Here is a 17,910-nt window from a genome sequence, read left to right as displayed (position 1 = left end):
CGGCCCGGGACGGGCCGCCGCGTGTCAGGGGCGAGGGCCAGAAATGGCCCTCGCTGGAAGCGCTTTAGCGCTTCCTTTTTTCCCTGACACGCATATTGACCTGGATGGGGGTGCCCTCGAAGCCCCACACCTCGCGCAGGCGCCGTGTGATGAAGCGGCGGTACTGCGGGTCGAGGAATCCGGTCGTGAACAGCACGAACGTCGGCGGCCGGGTCGACGCCTGCGTCGCGAACAGGATGCGCGGCTGCTTGCCCCCGCGCACCGGGTGAGGATGCTCCGCCGTGAGCTCGCTGATGAACGCGTTGAGCTTGCCGGTCGGAATGCGCATATCCCACGACTCGAGCGCGAGCTCCAGCCCTGGCACGAGCTTCTCCAGGTGGCGACCCGTGCGCGCCGACATGTTGATGCGCGGCGCCCACGACACGTGCGCGAGATCCTGCTCGATCTCACGCTCCAGGTAGCGGCGGCGCTCGTCGTCGAGCAGGTCCCACTTGTTGAACGCCAGCACGAGGGCGCGGCCCGACTCGAGCACGAGGTCGATGATGCGCACATCCTGCTCGCTCAGCGGCTCCGTCACGTCCAGCAGCACCACCGCGACCTCCGCCTTCTCGAGTGCGGCGGCGGTCCGCAAAGACGCGTAGAAGTCGGCACCCTGCTGCAGGTGGACGCGGCGCCGGATGCCCGCCGTGTCGACGAAGCGCCAGATGCGCCCACCGAGCTCCACCTGCTCGTCGATGGGGTCGCGCGTCGTGCCCGCGAGCTCGTTGACGACGACGCGCTCCTCACGGGCGGCCTTGTTGAGCAGGCTCGACTTGCCGACGTTGGGCCGGCCCAGCAGGGCCACCCGCCGCGGCCCGCCGTACTCCTCCTTCGCGACCGCCGAGACGCTCGGCAGCACGGTGAGGATGTGATCAAGCAGGTCGGCGACTCCGCGACCGTGCAGGGCCGACACCGGCCACGGCTCCCCCAGCCCGAGATTCCACAGCGCTGCGGCCTCCGGCTCCTGGCGGGCGTCGTCGACCTTGTTGGCGGCGAGGATGACCGGCTTGTTCGAGCGGCGCAGCATCTTGACGACGAACTCGTCAGTCGCGGTGGCACCGGTGATGGCGTCGACGACGAAGAGCACAGCATCCGCGAGGTCGACGGCGACCTCCGCCTGCGCGGCTACGGAGGCGTTGATGCCGGAGGCGTCCGGCTCCCACCCGCCCGTGTCGACCAGGGTGAAGCGGCGCGTGTTCCACTCCGCCTTGTAGGTGACGCGGTCGCGCGTGACACCCGGCGTGTCTTCCACGACGGCCTCGCGGCGGCCGAGGATGCGGTTGACGAGCGCGCTCTTGCCCACGTTGGGCCGGCCGACGATCGCGAGCACCGGCAGGGCGGGCATCGTGATGATGCCGTCCTCGCCGACGGTCGCGCCCTCCAGCAGGTCGAGGTCGTCGTCGTCGAGATCGTAGTCGGCGAGGCCGGCGCGCAGGGCGTCGGCGCGCTTCGCCGCCAGGTCTTCGTCGAGGTCGGCGAGGCGCGCGGCGACCTCTCCGGCCTCGTCGGGCGCGAGCTCGGGGTAGTCGCCCGTGTCGGCCGTGTCGCGGGTCTCGTCGGGCGAGCCGCCGGGGGTGGTGTCGGTCATGGGGTCCTTGCCTGCACGATGTCGAGGAGCGCCAGCACCGTCTGCTCGAAGTCGAGATCGGTGGAGTCGAGAGTGGTGACGCCCTCAGCAGCGTTCATGAAATCCACCACGCGGGAATCCTGGGCGTCCCGCGAGGCCAGCTGCTGCGCGGTCGCCTCGGCCGACACGGCGCTCAGCTCCGCCGACCTTCTCGCCATTCTAGCCTCTGGGGTGGCGGTGAGCAGCACGCGCACGGGCGCATCGGGCGCGACGACGGTCGTGATGTCGCGGCCCTCGACGATGACACCGTCTTTCGGGTTCTCGGCCATGAGCCGGCGGAACAGCTCGTTGAGTCCCGCGCGCACCTGCGGCACGCGCGCGACGTGGCTGACGACGGAGCTCACACGCGGCTCGCGGATGTCGCGCGTGATCTCCTCGCCACCGACGCGCACGAAGTAGTGCTGCGGGTCCATGCCCAGGCTCACGTCGAAGTCGTCGAGGCGGGCGACGACGGCATCGGCATCCTCGGTGTCCACGCCCTCATCGAGGCAGTGCCAGGCGAGCGCACGGTAGGCGGCGCCCGTGTCGAGGTAGGCCCACCCGAGCCGTAGCGCGGCCTCGCGGCTCACACTCGATTTGCCGCTGCCGGCGGGGCCGTCGACGGCCACGATGATGTCGCTCACGGGGTTCCTCTCGGGTCGGGATGCTCGGGGTGCTCGGTGCGGCGGGCACCGTTCAGCTGGCGCCGGCGATGCGCCATCCGCGCGCCTCGAGCTCGGCGATGAGGCGCTCTTCGGCTTCCGGCACGACGGAGATCTCGGCGAAGCCGATGGGCGCCCCCGGGGAGTGCTCGAGCCGCAGGTCTTCCATGTTGACGCCGAGCTCGCCGATCTCGGTCAGCAGTCGCGCCAGCTGGCCGGGAGTGTCGTCGACCATGACGACGAGCTGGGCGTACCGGCGGTCGTCGCCGTGCTTGCCGGGGATGCGCGCCACGCCCGCGTTACCGGCGCCGAGCAGGTCGGCGAGCGCGCGACGCGAGCCGCTGGCATTCGGGTGCTCGAGCGCGCTGATCGCCTCGTCGAGGTCGTCGCGCAACGACCGCAGGATGCCCGCGACGGGCGCCGCGTTGGCCCCGAGTATCTGCACCCACAGCCCGGGGTCGCTCGAGGCGATGCGGGTGACGTCGCGCACGCCCTGCCCGGCGAGGTCGACGGCGGCGTTGCTGGCGGTGCGCAGGCGTGCGGCCATGGCGCTCGCGACGAGCTGCGGCACGTGGCTGATCAGAGCGACGGCCTGATCGTGCTCCGCCACGCTGAGCTCGATGGGCACGGCGCCCACGTCGAGGATGAGGTCTTCGATGGCGCCCGCGGCGCGGTAGCTGATGCCGTCGTGGCCGGCGAGCACCCAGGGCCGGCCGACGAACAGGTCGGCACGCGCCGAGATGGGCCCGCCGCGCTCGCGGCCCGCCATGGGGTGGGTTCCGAGGTAGCGGCTCACGTCGGCGCCGAGCGCACGCAGCTCGGCGAGCACGCTGCCCTTGACGCTCGCGACGTCGGTGACGAGGGCCTGAGGATGCGCCTGCAGCTCGACGGCCACCGTCGACGCGGTGACGTCGGGCGGCACGGCGACGACGACCAGGGCGGGGCGGTCACCGGAGGCCGCGGGGCGGCCGGCGCCGTAGTCGACGGCGAGGCGCACGGCGGTCGGCGAGAGGTCGGCGAGGGCCACGTCGACGCCGTTGGCGGTGAGTGCGAGCCCGATGCTCGTGCCCAGCAGCCCGGCCCCGACGATGCGCACCTCGCCCTGCAGCCGGCGTTCGTGCGCAGCGGAGCCCGGCGGGCTGAGCTCGGTCATGAGGGTGCTCCGGGGTTGGTGTCGAGGGTGTCGGGCTGCGCGACCGTCGAGCGCGCTTCGGCAGCGGCGGCGTCGCCGGTGTCGGTGCCGCCGCGGGCGGCGCGCGCGCGGGTCCGCAGGGCGCCCCGCGCCCCCGTAGTGTGGTCGCGCCCCACGCCGGCGGCGAGCGTGCCGCGGTGCAGGGGCCCGAAGGAGCGGCGCACGAGCTCGACGACGGGGTGGCCGACGGCGGCGAGCATGCGGCGCACGATGCGGTTGCGACCGGAGTGCAGGGTCACCTCGACCATGCTGTGCCCGCCGACGGGCGCGCCGAGCAGCCGGGCGGCGTCGGCGGCGATGGGACCGTCGTCGAGCTCGACGCCCTCCTTGAGGCGGCGCAGCACGGGCGCAGTCACGCTGCCCCGCACTTTCGCGATGTAGGTCTTCTCCACGCCGAAACGCGGGTGGGCGAGCACGTTCGCGAGCTCGCCGTCGTTGGTGAGCAGCAGCAGTCCGCTGGTCTCGGCATCGAGCCGACCCACGTTGTAGAGGCGCTCGTCGTAGCGCTTCGTGTAGCGGCGCAGGTCGGGGCGCCCGTTCTCGTCGCTCATCGTGCTGACGATGCCGGTCGGCTTGTTGAGCATGACGTAGCGCTTGGTGGTGTCGAGCTGGATGGCGACGCCGTCGAGCGCGACCTCGTCCACTGCGGGGTCGACGCGGCGCCCCGGTTCGACGACGGGCTCGCCGTTGACGGTCACCCGGCCGTGCGCGATGTACTCCTCGCACACCCGGCGTGAGGCGACGCCGGCGGCCGCCATGACCTTCTGCAGGCGCTCGCCCGCAGGCCCGTCGGTGCTCGCGGTGCTGCGCGCGTCAGCGGACATCGTCGAATCCGGCGCTGCCGTCGTCGAGCAGCGGTGAGATCTTCGGCAGCTCGTCGAGCGTGTTGATGCCGAGCTGCGTGAGCAGCAGGTCGGTGGTGACGTAGTGGATCGCGCCCGTCTCGCTGTCGGTGAAGCCTTCGGTGATGAGCCCGCGACCGAGGAGGGTGCGCACCACCGAGTCGACGTTGACGGCGCGGATCGACGCGATCGCGCCGCGGCTGATGGGCTGCTTGTAGGCGATGACGGCGAGCGTCTCGAGGGCCGCCTGCGAGAGCTTCGACGGGTTCTGGGTCTGCACGTAGTCGCGTACGACGTCGTCGTACTCCCCGCGCACGTAGATGCGCCAGCCGCCGCCGACCTCGCGCAGCTCGAACCCGCGCCGAGTGCCCGGCGTGCCGTCGTCGCTCGCCTCGCCGTCGTAGTCGGCGACGAGGGCGGCGATCGCGTCGCGCACGACCGCGACGGGTCGGCCGAGCGCGCTCGCGAGGCTCACGAGGCTCTGCGGCTCGTCGACGATCATGAGGATCGCCTCGAGGGCGCGCTCCACCTCGATGTGGTCGGGGATGCCCGGGGCCGGGGTCTGCTCAGCGCCGTCCGGCGCGCCCGGCCCGGTCGTCGTCGCGGCGGTCTCACTGGCCATAGTCGGCCCCCAGGTTCACGAGGTTCTCGTCGCTCCAGTTCTCGGCCGTCCAGCGCACGGTGAGCTCGCCGAGCGGTTCGAGCTGCTCGAAGCCGACGGCGGCGTGGCGGTACAGCTCGAGCAGCGCGAGGAACCGGGCGACGATGACGCCTCTGCCGTCGGCGCCGGCGATGAGCTGGCGGAACGTCACCGGGTCGCCGCGCCGCAGCAGGGCGACGACGTGCGCGGCCTGCTCGCGCACCGAGATGAGGGGCGCGTGCAGGTGGTCGAGGCCGACAACGGGGATCTCACGAGGGGTGAGGGCCAGCAGGGCGAGCGCCGCGAAGTCGTCGAGGCTGAGGGTCCACTGCAGCTCCGGCGTGCGCTGGCGGTACTGGTCTTCGAGCCGCACGGAGCGCGCGTGCCGCCGACCCTCGGCCTCGAGCCGCTCGGCGAACCACGCGCTGGCCTCCTTGAAGGCGCGGTACTGCAGCAGTCGCGCGAAGAGCAGGTCGCGCGCCTCCAGCAGGGCCACATCCTCCGCGTCGACGAGCTCCCCCTGCGGGAGGAGGCTCGCGATCTTGAGGTCGAGCAGCGTCACCGCGATGACGAGGAACTCGCTCGCCTCGTCCAGGTGATCCTTCGCCTCGAGGGCGCGCAGGTAGGCGAGGAACTCGTCGGTCACGGCGCTGAGGCTGAGCTCGGTGATGTCGCGCTCCCGCTGCGTGATGAGGCTCAGCAGCAGGTCGAACGGGCCGTCGAAGTCGTCGAGCGTGACGCGGAACCCGCGCGGAGCATCCTCGATGGCCGCCCCGCTCTCGACCGCGTCGTCGACGACTGTCGGCTCAGCGCCCTCCGCGACGAGCGGCTCAGGCGACCTGGCCACGGGCGATCAGCTCTCGAGCCAGCTGGCGGTAGGCGGCGGCGGCCGGATGGTCGGGGGCGAAGCTCGTGATCGGGGCGCCGGCGACGGTCGCGTCGGGGAACTTCACGGTGCGGCCGATGACCGTCTCGAGCACCTTGTCGCCGAACACTTCGACGACGCGCTCGAGCACCTCCCGGCTGTGCAGGGTGCGCGCGTCGTACATAGTCGCGAGGATGCCGTCGAGCTGCACGGCAGGGTTGAGCCGGTCGCGCACCTTCTCGATCGTCTCCACGAGCAGGGCGACGCCGCGCAGGGCGAAGTACTCGCACTCGAGCGGGATGAGCACACCGTGCGCGGCGGTGAGGGCGTTGACGGTGAGCAGGCCGAGGCTCGGCTGGCAGTCGATGAGGATGACGTCGTAGTCGTCGACGACAGGCGCGAGCACGCGGGCGAGGATCTGCTCGCGCGCGACCTCGTTGACCAGGTGCACTTCGGCGGCGCTGAGGTCGATGTTGGCCGGGATCAGGTCGAGGCCCTTGGTCTTGGTCGCCTGGACGGCTTTGCGCGCGTCCTTCTCCTTGCCGAGGAGCAGGTCGTAGATGGTGACGACGTCGTGGCTGGGCATGCCGAGCCCGGCGGAGAGAGCGCCCTGCGGGTCGAAGTCGATCACGAGGGTGCGGCGGCCGTAGTCGGCGAGCGCCGCCCCGAGGCTGATCGTGGTCGTCGTCTTGCCGACCCCGCCCTTCTGGTTGCACAGCGCGATGATGCGCGCCGGGCCGTGCCCGTCGAGCGGCGCCGGCTCGGGCCACTCGCGCAACGGCCGACCGGTCGGCCCCTGCATCATGTCGTCGAAGCCCGGCAGTGCCGACTCGTCTGACCTCTCCCCGCTCATAGCGCCCCAGTCTAGTGACCGCGTCGCCCTGTGCCGGGCGGCTCGCGCGTGCTTGACTGGGGCTGTGCCGCATTCGCCGGACGACCTGCAGCGCAGGGACGCGCAGCACGACGATGACGCGCTCGACCACGTGGTGAGGAACCTCTTCGACGGCGAGCTTCAGGCGCTCGCCTTCGGGCGGCCGAGTGATGAGGCCGGGCAGCGGCGGGCCGCGGCGGCGACGCGCGAGCTCGCGCGCCGGGCGGCCGAGCACGCCGCCCGCTCGGGCGAACCGACACCGGTGGAGCCGACGGGGGCGACGGGGCCGACGACGCACCCGCTGTCGCACCCGTCAGCACCGGGCTCGGCGGCGGCTCGGCCCCTCGCCGTGAGGGTGCCCGGCGCGCGGCCGTGGTGGATGCGGGCGCCCGCGATCGTCGTGGCGGGCATCCTCATTCTCGTCGGGGTGACCAGCATCGGGCCGCTGCTGCCGACCGCTCCGGTCGCGGAGTCCTCCCTCGATGTGTTCGATCGTGCGGCGAGCGCCGACGAGCGCGAGCTGCGCTCTCGGCTGCTGAGGGACGGGCTGCGGGTCAGCTTCTCTCCCCGCATTATCGCCGAGGAGGCGGACGCGCAGGTCATCGCCTACCGGGTGATCGTCACCTCCACCACGGAGCGCTCCCGCAGCGAAATCTGCGTGCTGCTGGCCGACGAGCGGGGGTTCGGCTGGCCGTCGTGCGCGGACCGCGCCGAGGTGGAGCGCTCGGGGCTGAGGACGACTCTCGCCGCCGGGTCGGCGCGCTACTTTGTGCAGTGGGGGCCGGTCGGGCCGCCCACGGTGTCGGTGCTGCCGATCGTCGGCGCGGCCCCCGAGTTTCCGCAGTCGCCGGCAGCCGAGCTCTTCCTCGGCGAGCCGCCCCGGCAGGATGAGACCGCGTACGCGGGTCTGCTGCGCACTCTGCATCCTGAGGATCGGCTGCTCGTGCGCGTGCTCGGCACGACGGAGAGGTGGGAGGCCGTGGGGGCGCTCGTCGCCTCGGCGGATACCGAGCGGTGGTCGTACTGCGTGCACCTGTTCGAGCGGGCCGAGGAGCGCCGAGCGCAGCTGGGGGCGAGCGTGACGTGCGCCGGACTGTCGTCGTTCGAGCGGGACGGTGTCGTGGCGCAGGCTCGTGCTGCCGACTCGGGCGTGAGGCTCGAGTGGCGGCCCGACGGAACGGTGTTCATGGACGACGCGTCGGCACCAGTGCGGCGGTATCAGCGCGCGTTCGCTCGTACTCACGAGAGTCCTGCGACACCCCGAGCCGGCCGTCCCCCGCGTGATTGACTGAGAGACATGGACGGGGAGCTCGCCGGGGTGAGCGACAGCGAGCTCAAGCGGCTCGCGTACGCGCGCGCGTCCACCACCGAGGAGCGGGAGCGGGCCGCCGCCGCGGGCGCGGAACTCGCACGGCGCACGGCGAGCGCTGCAGCGCGCGACGGTGCTGCGCAGGGCGATGCTGTGCCGGACGGTGCGGTGCCGGACGGTGCGGTGCCGGACGGCGCGGTGCCGGACGGTGCGGGTCGGGATGCCGTGGCGGAGCATCCTGACCTCCCGCAGGAGCACCCCCAGCGCCGACGGATGCGCGCCGTCGGCCTCGCCGGCGTTCTCGCCGCGGCGCTCGCCCTCCCCGGCGTCAGCTGGGCGCTCAGCCTGCCCGACCCCGACCCTCTCGCGGCCTTCGGGCAGCCAGGCGACCCCGCCACCGCCGCGTTCGTGACCGAGCTGCTCGGGCCGGAGGCCGCATCGGCCATCACCGTCGGGCCGCAACTCGCCCGTCTGGACGACGGCATCGTCGCGATCGCCTTCCGCGCCTCCACCGTGCCGGACGGCCGTAGCACCGTCTGGGACGCCTACTGCCTCTTCACCGCGAACGACCCCGAGGTCGAACCCGAGCAGCAGGACAGCGCCTGGCAGTTTGCGGGCCAGTGCGTCACGCCGGAGCGTTTCGAGGCGGAGGGCATCACCGCCGCACGACGGTCCGTTGCCCAGGGGGACGCCTCCCAGGGGAACGCCTCGCTGGTGGACGCCGTCGTCTGGGGGCCCGAGTGGAGTCCGCGAATCGTGCGAGACCTCGAGCTCGACCCGCAGCAGTGGCGCGGAAGCGTGACCGATGCCCTCGCCTACGGCGGACTCCAGCCGGCAACCGCGCCCGAGGTCGACGGCGCGGAGCGCCTCGTGATGGGCCCCGCGCAGATCGCCTCCTCGAGCGGTGTCGGTGGCGCGACCCTCACGGTCAGCGCCTACCTCATCGAGAGTGCGGTCGACGGCGTGCGCGGCCTCGAACCGCAGTACTGCCTGCTCGTCTCCACCGACGAGGCGCAGACCTCCACCGCATGCGCGGCCCTGCCGATCGTCGAGCGGCAGGGGCTGAGCGTGCGCTCCAGCACTCCCGGCGAGAATTGGCTCGTGGAGCTCGGCACGGACGGCTCGATCCGCTTCGACCGCTTCTAGCGGATCGGCACCCGGCTAGAGCGCCCGCGGGTGCGCCGTCGCCCACGCCTCGCGCACGGCGTCCGCCGTCACGAGCGTGTACAGCTGCGTCGTGGCGACGGAGGCGTGCCCGAGAAGCTCCTGCACGACGCGCACGTCGGCACCGCCTTCCAGCAGGTGCGTGGCGAAGGAGTGCCGCAGCGTGTGCGGCGACAGCTCCGCCGTCAGGGATGCCCGTGCCGCAGCATCCCGCATCACTAACCACACGCTCTGCCGCGAGAGCCGCGCTCCCCGTGCCCCCAGGAATAGCGCAGGCGTCGACGCACCCCGCCGCGCCAGCAGCGGCCTCGACCGCACGAGGTAGGCGTCGAGCGCCTCCCGCGCGTAGCGGCCCAGAGGCACGAGGCGCTGCTTGCGGCCCTTCCCGAACAGCCGAACCGCCTCCGCGACCGCGCCGTCGTCGCCGAGCACATCGTCCACCGCGAGGTCGACGGCCTCGCTCACCCGCGCGCCGGTCGCGTACAGCAGCTCGAGCAGGGCCCGGTCGCGCAACCGCACCGGGTCGTCGCCCGCGCATGCCTCCAGAAGTCGCTCCACCTCGTCGATGCTGATGGCTTTCGGCAGGCGCCGCGGCTGCGTCGGCGGGCGCTGCTCGGTGGAGACATCGCGGTCGGCGAGCCCCTCCTCGACGAGGAAGCGGTGCCAGCCGCGCACGCTCGACAGCATGCGCGCCGCCGTCGACGGCGCCACCCCCGGCGAGCCGTCGGCGGGAGCGCGCACCGCGGCGACGAATGCCGAGACGTCGGCGCCGCCGATGTCGCCCGGCTGCTCGATGCCGCGAGAGCGCAGGTGCTCCGCGTAGCGCGTCAGATCGCGCCGGTACGCCGACACCGTGTGGGGCGAGCGCCCCCGCTCCAGGGCGACATGGCGCACGTACCGCTCGACCGCGCGCTCGACAGCCGACGCAGCGCGCGGCTCGGCGGGCTCCGCGGGCTCGGCCACGCCTACGCCCGCGTGCGGCGCGCGTGCTCGGCGAGGATCGCCGCGAGGAAAATGCCGTTGTGCACGCGCCCGGCGAGCACCGCCTCGACCGCCTCGGCGAGCGGCACCCAGCGCGGCACGATGTCGGCCTCCTCCGCCTCGCGGGCGAACACCTCCTCGGTCGCCGTCAGCTCGGATGCGCGGAACACGTGGATGATCTCGTCCGACCCGCCCGGCGAGGTGTGCATGGTCAACAGCGGCTCCCACGCCGCGGCCACGAGGTCGGCCTCCTCGGCAAGCTCGCGCTGCGCGGCCTCGAGGGGCGGCTCGCCGTCGACGTCGAGCAGCCCCGCCGGCAGCTCCCAGTTGCGCGTCTGGATCGGGTGCCGGTACTGCTGGATCGTGAGCACGCGATCCTCCGCGTCGATCACGAGAACCGCGACGGCTCCGGGATGCTCCATGAACTCCCGCGTGAGGGTCGCCTCCCCGTACGCGAACTCCTCCCGACGGATGTCCCACACGACGCCCTCGAAGGCCAGATCGCTGCGCAGCACTTCGACGCTGCGCGCCTCGTCCCGTAGCTCGTCGGCCGCCCGGCTCTGAGCATCCGCCGCCGCACCGTCGCCCGCTTCGCCCGCGCTCACGCGGCCGAGCCCGCCTCGTCGTCGAACAGGCGCGACGCCTTCTGACGCGCGATCGCCGCATCGATGAGCCCGCGGAACAGCGGGTGCGCCGCCGTCGGCCGCGATCGCAGCTCCGGGTGCGCCTGCGTCGCCACGTAGAACGGGTGCACCTCGCGCGGCAGCTCCACGTACTCGACGAGCGAGCCGTCAGGGCTCGTGCCCGAGAAGCGCAGGCCCGCCGCCGCGATCTGCTCGCGGTAGGCGTTGTTGACCTCGTAGCGGTGGCGGTGGCGCTCGTGCGACATCTCCGAGCCGTACAGCTCAGCGACGATCGAGCCCGGCATCAGCGCCGCCTCGTACAGGCCGAGACGCATCGTGCCGCCCAGGTCGCCGGCGGCGAGATGAGCGACCTGCTCGGCCATCGTCGCGATCACCGGGTACTCGGTGTCGGGGTCGAACTCGCTGCTGGAGGCCCCCGGCAGGCCCGCGACGTTGCGTGCGTACTCGACGACCATGCACTGCAGGCCCAGGCACAGACCCAGCACCGGTATCTCGTTCTCCCGCGCGAACCGCAGCGCCCCCAGCTTGCCCTCGATGCCGCGCACGCCGAAGCCGCCCGGCACGCAGATGCCGTCGAGTTCGGAGAGCTGGCGCGCCGCGCCCTCGGGCGATTCGCACTCGTCGGAGGCGATCCAGCGGATCGCGACCTTCGCCTGGTGGGCGAACCCGCCGGCGCGGAGCGCCTCGGTGACGGAGAGGTAGGCGTCGGGCAGGTCGATGTACTTGCCGACGAGGCCGATCGTCACCTCGCGCTTGGGCTCGTGCACAGCGGTGAGCAGGTCTTTCCAGCCGTCCCACACCACGTCGCCTGCGCGCAGGTCGAGCTGGTCGATGAGGTAGGCGTCGAGGCCTTGACTGTGCAGCATCGACGGGATGTCGTAGATGGAGGGCACGTCGACGGCGTTGACGACCGCCGCCTCCTCCACATCGCACATGAGCGCGATCTTGCGGCGGTTGCCGCTGGAGACAGGCCGGTCGCTGCGCAGCACGAGCGCGTCGGGCTGAATACCGATGGAGCGCAGCATCGCGACGGAGTGCTGCGTGGGCTTCGTCTTCTGCTCGCCGCTCGCGTTCATGAACGGCACGAGCGAGACGTGCACGAAGAAGACGTTCTTGCGGCCCAGCTCGTGCCGCACCTGCCGGGCCGACTCGATGAACGGCTGCGATTCGATGTCGCCGACGGTGCCGCCGATCTCGGTGATGATGACGTCGGGCTTCGGGTGAGCGTGGGCTTGCAGGCGCATGCGGCGCTTGATCTCGTCGGTGATGTGGGGAATCACCTGCACGGTGTCGCCGAGGTACTCGCCGCGGCGCTCCTTCGCGATCACCTCGGAGTAGATCTGGCCGGTCGTGACATTCGCCGCCTGGCTCAGGTTGAGGTCGAGGAATCGCTCGTAGTGGCCGATGTCGAGGTCGGTCTCTGCACCGTCGTCGGTCACGAAGACCTCACCGTGCTGGAACGGGTTCATGGTGCCAGGGTCGACGTTGAGGTACGGGTCGAGCTTCTGCATGACGACGCGCAAGCCTCGCGCGGTGAGCAGGTTGCCGAGACTCGCGGCGGTGAGCCCCTTGCCGAGGGAGGAGACCACGCCTCCGGTCACGAAGATGTGCTTGGTGACGTGGTCGATGTCTCGCCCGTCAGAGCCTCGCCCGTCAGAACCTGTCTCAGAAGTGTCCGCCACGGGGTTCCATCGTATCCGACGTGAGCGCTTCCGAGCCTCGACGCGCTCAGATCGACCCTGCGCCAACGCTGGTTGCGCGTGCACGCAGCGGGCGTACCCTGTGGCGCATGGTTCGTCGTCTTCGCTCGATCACCGCCCGCGGGCGCCGCACGGCAGCTCTCGCAGCAGCCGCTGCCCTGGCCATGACCGCGTGCGCCGCCGTCGATCCGTCCCCGCGCAGCGTGGCGCTCTCCGAGCAGCAGGGCTGGCCCGCCGACGCCCCCGTTCCCGGGCCGGAGGACGAGGGCTTCGCGTTCGGCCCCGTGGGCTGGCTCGCCGACGACCGCGAGACGTTCACGATTGTCACGTTCGGCAGCTCCTCCTGCCCTTCCATCGCGACCAGCCTCGAGACCGTCGACCCGTCTCTCCTGGCGATCTCGTTCACCCAGGCGCCGGCCGAGGCGTGCACCGACGATCTCGCGGCGCGCACGCACGTGTTCGAGACTCCGGAGGGCGTCGGCGACGGCGCGCTCGAGGCGGAGCTCACGCTGAGTGCGAGCGCCTTCGGCGAGGTGGAGCCGCAGATCGTGCGCGTGCAGCTGTGGCCGGTGCGCGGCAGTTCCGCCGGTGATGCCGAGTCGATCGCGCTGGAGACGATCAGCGGCGGCACGCCGGAGAGCATCGCGCTTCCGCCGGATGCGCTCGAGCGGGGCGAGCCGCTGGCGTTCTGGGCCGATGGCCGGGCGCGGCTTCTCGTCGTCACGTGGGGCAGATCAGGCTGCCCGCCGGTACCCGTCGCGCTCGAGGCAGCCGCTCCTGCGGTCGTGAGTGTGGCCTTCGTGCCCTACCCGGCCGACTTCTGCTCCGCCGACTTCGCCCCCACGTCGCACGTGCTCCCGACTCCCGAGGGCGTCGCGCTGGAAGGCGCCGTGACGGCGTCGATCACGATCGAGCAGAGGTCGGGCGATACGGTGCGGGTCGAGGTGCCGGTGCGCGACTGAGCGGCGTGCGGGGCGAGCTGGTGACGGCGCACCTGACCCGTCGTGCACTCCCCCGGACTGGGGATTTCGCACTCACGGTCGCTGCGGGATGCTCGACCTGCGGCATTGGCTGCACGGGGGCGCGCCCGAGACCTGGCGCGTTCTCCGCAGAAGAGCTGAGGAGACGTGCGCGTGTCGGACAGCCGAGCGGTGGCGCAGCGCGCGCGCTCACATCAACGCGACGATCAGGGCTTCACGCTCATCGAGCTGCTCGTCGTCGTGATCATCATGGGCATTCTCGCGGCGGTGGCGGTGCCGATCTTCCTCGGTCAGCAGAGTCAGGCGCACAATGCGGCCGCGAAGAGCGACCTCGTGCACATCCGCACGGCGATGGTGGCCTACTCACTCGAGAACGACGGAACCTTCACGACCAGCACCAGCGACCTCGAAGGGTACGGCTTCGCGAACTCGACGACTGCTGCGCCCTTCATCGTGGTGCGGCAGGAGAGATTCTGCATCGAGGTCGTCTCGGATTCCGCGACGTCGTTCTACGTCACCGACGCCGCGCCCGTGCAGACGGGCACGTGCGCGACGAGCGGAGACCCCGTCTTCACGATCCAGCGCGGCGGCCGCGCACCGCGGGCCTGAGGCGCCGCGGGCGGCGCTCGCAGACCTAGGCGACGAGCTCGCGAGCCGTCTCTAGCAGCTCGCGGGCGTGGGTGAGACCGGTCTCGCTGTCGGGCAGGCCGCTGAGCAGGCGCGCCATTTCGGCGACGCGCTCCTCGCCGCCGAGCTGCTGCACGCTCGAGGCGGTGACGGTGCCTGCGCTGTCCTTGACGACGCGTAGGTGGTTGGTCGCGAAAGCGGCGACCTGGGCGAGGTGGGTGACGACGATCACCTGCGAGTTCTGCGCGAGGCGGGCCAGCCGTCGGCCGATCTCGATGGCGCTCGCCCCTCCGACCCCCGCGTCGACCTCGTCGAAGATGAAGGTCGGCACGGGGTCGGTCGCGGCGATGACCACTTCGAGCGCGAGCATGACGCGCGACAGCTCGCCGCCGGAGGCGCCGCGGCCGAGCGGGCGCGGGTCGGCTCCGGGATGCGGCTGCAGCAGAATCGCAACGCGGTCGCGCCCGCTCAGCGTGTACTCCTCACGACTCGTGACGTCGACCGTGATGCGCGCCCCTCCCATGGCGAGCGCCGCGAGCTCGCTCGTGACGCGCTCGGAGAGCCGGATGCCGGCGGTGCGGCGCAGCTCGCTCAGGCGGTCGGCGAGCTCCATGACGCGGGCGCGGTCGGCATCGACCTCGAGGCGCAGGGCGTCGATGCGGTCGCTGTCCTGGTCGAGTTCGAGCAGACGGCTGCTGCCGGAGTCGAGGTAGTCGATGACCTCGTCGAGGCTCGGCCCGTACTTGCGCATGAGGGCGGCGAGCTCGGCCCGGCGCTCCTGCACGGTGTCGAGCTCGCGCCCACCGTCGGTGTCGAGGGAGGCGAGGTAGCTGGCAAGCTGCGTGGCGAGCTCGCCGACGACGAAGCCGGCGTTGGCGATGGACTCGGCGATGGGCTCGAGCGCCGGGTCGTGGCCGGAGACACGGTCGATCGTGCGGCGCGCCGTCTCGAGCAGGGCCACGGCGTCGCGCGCCTCGTCGAGGCTCTCCGAGGAGATCAGCTCGTGCGCTTGCGCGGCGGCGAGGCGCAGATCCTCCACGTTCGTGAGGCGCTCGGCACGGGCCGCGAGCTCGTCATCCTCGCCCCGGCGCGGCGCGGCTTCCTCGATCTCGGTCATCGCGGCGCGCAGGTCTTCCGCCTCGCGGGCGCGGCGGTCGCGGTCGGCGACGAGCACGTCGAGCTCCGACTGCGCGTCCATCCACCGCCGGAACACCTCCTGGTAGTCGCCCAGCACGTGCGCGAGCTCCGGCCCAGCAAAGCGGTCGAGGGCCTCGCGCTGGGCGGTCGCCGACTTGAGGCGCACCTGGTCGCTCTGGCCGTGCACGACGACGAGCTGCTGCCCGATTTCGTTCAGCACGCCCACCGGCGTCGACCGCCCCCCGACGACAGCGCGCGAGCGGCCCTCCTGGGAGATGGAGCGGCTCAGGATGAGGGCGCCCTCGTCGAGGTCTCCCCCCGCATCTCGCACGCGGTCGGCGACTGCTCCGCGCTCGTCGATGCTCCAATGCCCTTCGACGAGCGCCTGACCGCTGCCCGAGCGGATCGCTCCCGTGTCGGCGCGATCGCCGAGCAGCAGCCCGAGGGCGGTCACGACCATCGTCTTGCCGGCCCCGGTCTCGCCCGTGAGGGCGGTGAAGCCGGGGCCGAGCGGGAGCCGTGCCTCGCCGATGACGCCGAGGTGGCGGATGGAGATCTCTTCGATCACGAGTCGCGGGCCTCCTCATCGATGGGGCCCCGCCATCCGGTGGTCGGCAGGGCGAACTTGTTGACGAGCCGGTCGGTGAACGGGCCGGTGTGCAGGCGGGCGAGCCGCACCGGGGTGGGCGAGCGGCGCGAGATCACGCGCGCGCCGGTCGGCAACTCGAAGGCCCGCCGGCCGTCGCACCACAGCACCCCCGTGCCCTGCGTGCGATCGAGCACCTCGACCGCGAGGGAGGAGTCGGGCCCCACGACGATGGGCCGAGCGAACAGGGCGTGCGCGCTGAGCGGCACGAGGAGCATGGCGTCGAGACTCGGCCAGACGACGGGGCCACCGGCCGAGAAGGCGTACGCGGTCGATCCGGTGGGGGTCGACATGACGACGCCGTCGCAGCCGAAGCTCGACAGCGGCCTCCCGTCGACCTCGATGACGACCTCGAGCATGCGCTCGCGGCTGGCCTTCTCGACGGTCGCCTCGTTGAGCGCCCACGTCTCGTAGATGACCTCGCCGCCGATCTTGACGCGCACGGCGAGGGTCATGCGCTCTTCGACGTGATAGTCGCGGTCCAGCGCGCGATCGAGGGCCTCCGTGAGGTCGTCGCGCTCGCTCTCGGCGAGGAAGCCGACGTGACCGAGGTTGACGCCCAGGAGCGGCGCCGAACCGCCCCGCGCCAGTTCGGCGGCGCGCAGGATCGTGCCGTCGCCGCCGAGCACGATGACGAGCTCGAGATCGCCGACGGCGACGTCGCGCCCGAGCACGCTCACCTGGTCGACCGCGGCGGCCTCCCGCAGCTCGTCCTCCGAGTCCTCCGCGTCGACGGGCACGAGCCCGGCGTCGCGGATGTGGTGCACAGCCCGCACGGCGGCCGCGAGCGACTCGGCGCGACCCGTATGGGCGACGACGAGGATGTGGCGGTCGGTGGTCACGAAGACTCCTGGGTCGAGCGATCAGGTGTGCTGCGGTCGGTCGTGCTGGTGTCCGGGGTGCTGCTGTCGAACTCCGTGGGCGCGCGGCCGTGCGCGAGAGCATCCACGTAGCCCCTCCATTGTGTCGGACTCCGACCGACAGTCGGCCGGAAGATCGCGAGAAACTCCAGATTGCCGTGCACTCCGGGCAGTGGGGAGGGCACGATCGTGTCGGCCGCGAGCCCGAGGTCGAAGGCCGCCCACAGCACGCCCATGATCGCCTCGGCGCGAGCGCCGGCATCGCGCACGACCCCTTCGCGGATGCCCTGCCGACCCACCTCGAACTGCGGCTTGATCAGCAGCACGAGGGGCACCGCAGTGCCCACCGTGTCCACGATCGCCGGCAGCACGAGCGTGAGGGAGATGAAGCTCAGGTCGCCCACGACGAGGTCGGGCCGCTCGTCGACGCCGCTGACCGCGGCGAGCCGCCCGGCGCTCAGAGCGCGAGCGTTCTCCCCTTCGACGACGACGACCCGCGCATCGGTGCGCAGCAGCGGATCGAGCTGGCCATGGCCGACGTCGAGCGCGATCACCTGCCGCGCGCCGCGCTCGAGCAGCACCTGCGTGAAGCCGCCCGTGGAGGCGCCGAGGTCGAGCGCCAGGGCGCCGTCGACCTGCACCGGTGCACCGCTGCGGCCCGCCGCGTCGAGAGCGGCGAGAAGCTTGTGCGCGGCGCGGCTGACGTACCCGTCGGCGGCGTCGATCGTGAGAGCGGCATCCGCCGAGACGGGATGCGCGGGCTTGACCACCGTGTGCCCGTCGACCCGCACGCGACCCTCCTCGATCGCCGCGCGGGCGGCCGTGCGCGAGCGTGCGAGCCCGCGCTCGACGAGTGCGACATCGAGTCGAGTGCCGGTCGTCACGCCGGGCGCGTCGGCTCGGTGCTCGGGGTGTCGGTCGCGTCGAGCTCTGATCTCAGCTCGTCGTGCAACTGGCGGAACGCCGCCGCGCGGTCGGCGAGCGGTCGCTCCCCGATCAGGGCGAGTCGCGACAGCAGGGCGTCATCCGCCTCCGCAACCTGACTCGACTCGTCCGACCGTGAGCCGCCCGCCGTGGGGCCGCCCGCCGAGCGCTCGTCGGCCACCGCTGAGGCCGCCGCCTCGCCGTCGCCGTCACCGTCCATG

The 17,910-nt window shown here is 72.2% G+C and carries 18 protein-coding genes; 4 read left to right on the top strand and 14 right to left on the bottom strand.

The window, feature by feature from the left end:
* Window positions 1-64: 64 nt before the first annotated feature.
* From der to RJQ01_RS00685, 7 genes are all read right to left on the bottom strand, one after another.
* Complete coding sequence (gene der, locus RJQ01_RS00715) at window positions 65-1,627, bottom strand: ribosome biogenesis GTPase Der (protein ID WP_350474772.1); 1,563 nt, start codon at window positions 1,625-1,627, stop codon at window positions 65-67.
* On the bottom strand, window positions 1,624-2,289 hold the full coding sequence (gene cmk / locus RJQ01_RS00710; protein WP_350474771.1) for a (d)CMP kinase: 666 nt from the start codon (window positions 2,287-2,289) through the stop codon (window positions 1,624-1,626). Before cmk ends, der begins: the two co-directional genes overlap by 4 nt.
* 52 nt (window positions 2,290-2,341) lie before the next feature.
* A complete protein-coding gene (locus RJQ01_RS00705) occupies window positions 2,342-3,460 on the bottom strand; it encodes a prephenate dehydrogenase (RefSeq protein WP_350474770.1) in 1,119 nt (372 codons plus the stop codon).
* The gene (locus RJQ01_RS00700) at window positions 3,457-4,323 is read right to left on the bottom strand and encodes a pseudouridine synthase (protein ID WP_350474769.1); all 867 of its coding nucleotides are present in this window, start codon (window positions 4,321-4,323) and stop codon (window positions 3,457-3,459) included. The genes RJQ01_RS00705 and RJQ01_RS00700 overlap by 4 nt, the downstream gene beginning before the upstream one ends.
* Window positions 4,313-4,963 carry an SMC-Scp complex subunit ScpB gene (gene scpB, locus RJQ01_RS00695; protein WP_350474768.1) on the bottom strand — a complete coding sequence of 217 codons (651 nt, stop codon included), beginning with the start codon at window positions 4,961-4,963 and terminating at the stop codon, window positions 4,313-4,315. The genes RJQ01_RS00700 and scpB overlap by 11 nt, the downstream gene beginning before the upstream one ends.
* Entirely contained in the window at window positions 4,953-5,747 is a 795-nt protein-coding gene (locus RJQ01_RS00690; protein ID WP_350474856.1) for a segregation and condensation protein A, read from the bottom strand. The genes scpB and RJQ01_RS00690 overlap by 11 nt, the downstream gene beginning before the upstream one ends.
* Before the next feature lie 64 nt (window positions 5,748-5,811).
* Window positions 5,812-6,699, bottom strand: coding sequence for a ParA family protein (locus tag RJQ01_RS00685; protein ID WP_350474767.1), 888 nt, complete (start codon window positions 6,697-6,699; stop codon window positions 5,812-5,814).
* A gap of 64 nt (window positions 6,700-6,763) precedes the next feature.
* On the opposite strand from RJQ01_RS00685, the gene RJQ01_RS00680 reads away from it, so the two are divergent.
* Both RJQ01_RS00680 and RJQ01_RS00675 read left to right on the top strand, forming a co-directional pair.
* A complete protein-coding gene (locus RJQ01_RS00680; protein WP_350474766.1) occupies window positions 6,764-8,005 on the top strand; it encodes a hypothetical protein in 1,242 nt (413 codons plus the stop codon).
* A 9-nt stretch (window positions 8,006-8,014) separates the two neighbouring features.
* Window positions 8,015-9,172 carry a hypothetical protein gene (locus tag RJQ01_RS00675; protein WP_350474765.1) on the top strand — a complete coding sequence of 386 codons (1,158 nt, stop codon included), beginning with the start codon at window positions 8,015-8,017 and terminating at the stop codon, window positions 9,170-9,172.
* 15 nt (window positions 9,173-9,187) lie between these two features.
* Here the strand turns inward: RJQ01_RS00675 and RJQ01_RS00670 are convergent, their stop codons facing one another.
* Genes RJQ01_RS00670 through pyrG form a run of 3 tightly spaced genes read right to left on the bottom strand, consistent with a single transcriptional unit; the run spans window position 9,188 to window position 12,443 of the window.
* Complete coding sequence (locus RJQ01_RS00670; RefSeq protein ID WP_350474764.1) at window positions 9,188-10,153, bottom strand: site-specific tyrosine recombinase XerD; 966 nt, start codon at window positions 10,151-10,153, stop codon at window positions 9,188-9,190.
* Between the two features lie 2 nt (window positions 10,154-10,155).
* Window positions 10,156-10,776, bottom strand: a complete 621-nt coding sequence (locus RJQ01_RS00665) for an NUDIX domain-containing protein (protein ID WP_350474763.1) — start codon at window positions 10,774-10,776, stop codon at window positions 10,156-10,158.
* Window positions 10,773-12,443 carry a CTP synthase gene (gene pyrG / locus RJQ01_RS00660; RefSeq protein ID WP_350474855.1) on the bottom strand — a complete coding sequence of 557 codons (1,671 nt, stop codon included), beginning with the start codon at window positions 12,441-12,443 and terminating at the stop codon, window positions 10,773-10,775. Before pyrG ends, RJQ01_RS00665 begins: the two co-directional genes overlap by 4 nt.
* A gap of 161 nt (window positions 12,444-12,604) precedes the next feature.
* On the opposite strand from pyrG, the gene RJQ01_RS00655 reads away from it, so the two are divergent.
* Window positions 12,605-13,477 carry a hypothetical protein gene (locus tag RJQ01_RS00655; protein ID WP_350474762.1) on the top strand — a complete coding sequence of 291 codons (873 nt, stop codon included), beginning with the start codon at window positions 12,605-12,607 and terminating at the stop codon, window positions 13,475-13,477.
* Window positions 13,478-13,648: 171 nt separating this feature from the next.
* On the top strand, window positions 13,649-14,104 hold the full coding sequence (locus RJQ01_RS00650; protein WP_350474761.1) for a type IV pilin protein: 456 nt from the start codon (window positions 13,649-13,651) through the stop codon (window positions 14,102-14,104).
* A gap of 25 nt (window positions 14,105-14,129) precedes the next feature.
* Here the strand turns inward: RJQ01_RS00650 and recN are convergent, their stop codons facing one another.
* Genes recN through RJQ01_RS00630 form a run of 4 tightly spaced genes read right to left on the bottom strand, consistent with a single transcriptional unit; the run spans window position 14,130 to window position 17,909 of the window.
* Window positions 14,130-15,827, bottom strand: coding sequence for a DNA repair protein RecN (gene recN, locus RJQ01_RS00645; RefSeq protein WP_350474760.1), 1,698 nt, complete (start codon window positions 15,825-15,827; stop codon window positions 14,130-14,132).
* On the bottom strand, window positions 15,824-16,747 hold the full coding sequence (locus RJQ01_RS00640; RefSeq protein WP_350474759.1) for an NAD kinase: 924 nt from the start codon (window positions 16,745-16,747) through the stop codon (window positions 15,824-15,826). Before RJQ01_RS00640 ends, recN begins: the two co-directional genes overlap by 4 nt.
* On the bottom strand, window positions 16,744-17,649 hold the full coding sequence (locus tag RJQ01_RS00635) for a TlyA family RNA methyltransferase (protein ID WP_350474758.1): 906 nt from the start codon (window positions 17,647-17,649) through the stop codon (window positions 16,744-16,746). Before RJQ01_RS00635 ends, RJQ01_RS00640 begins: the two co-directional genes overlap by 4 nt.
* Window positions 17,646-17,909 (bottom strand): hypothetical protein, encoded by a 264-nt coding sequence (locus RJQ01_RS00630; RefSeq protein ID WP_350474757.1) that lies wholly within the window; start codon window positions 17,907-17,909, stop codon window positions 17,646-17,648. The genes RJQ01_RS00635 and RJQ01_RS00630 overlap by 4 nt, the downstream gene beginning before the upstream one ends.
* Between the last annotated feature and the right edge of the window lies 1 nt (window position 17,910).

Origin of the sequence: Microcella sp. (genome assembly GCF_040286215.1) — a bacterium.
GTDB lineage: Bacteria > Actinomycetota > Actinomycetes > Actinomycetales > Microbacteriaceae > Microcella.
This window is presented reverse-complemented; position numbering and strand designations above follow the sequence as displayed.

Coding starts and splice junctions, on each gene's coding strand:
- der (WP_350474772.1), bottom strand. CDS start 1,627: ATGACCGACACCACCCCCGGCGGCTCGCCCGACGAGACCCGCGACACG.
- RJQ01_RS00655 (WP_350474762.1), top strand. CDS start 12,605: ATGGTTCGTCGTCTTCGCTCGATCACCGCCCGCGGGCGCCGCACGGCA.
- RJQ01_RS00630 (WP_350474757.1), bottom strand. CDS start 17,909: ATGGACGGTGACGGCGACGGCGAGGCGGCGGCCTCAGCGGTGGCCGAC.
- RJQ01_RS00685 (WP_350474767.1), bottom strand. CDS start 6,699: ATGAGCGGGGAGAGGTCAGACGAGTCGGCACTGCCGGGCTTCGACGAC.
- RJQ01_RS00700 (WP_350474769.1), bottom strand. CDS start 4,323: ATGTCCGCTGACGCGCGCAGCACCGCGAGCACCGACGGGCCTGCGGGC.
- scpB (WP_350474768.1), bottom strand. CDS start 4,963: ATGGCCAGTGAGACCGCCGCGACGACGACCGGGCCGGGCGCGCCGGAC.
- RJQ01_RS00705 (WP_350474770.1), bottom strand. CDS start 3,460: ATGACCGAGCTCAGCCCGCCGGGCTCCGCTGCGCACGAACGCCGGCTG.
- RJQ01_RS00675 (WP_350474765.1), top strand. CDS start 8,015: ATGGACGGGGAGCTCGCCGGGGTGAGCGACAGCGAGCTCAAGCGGCTC.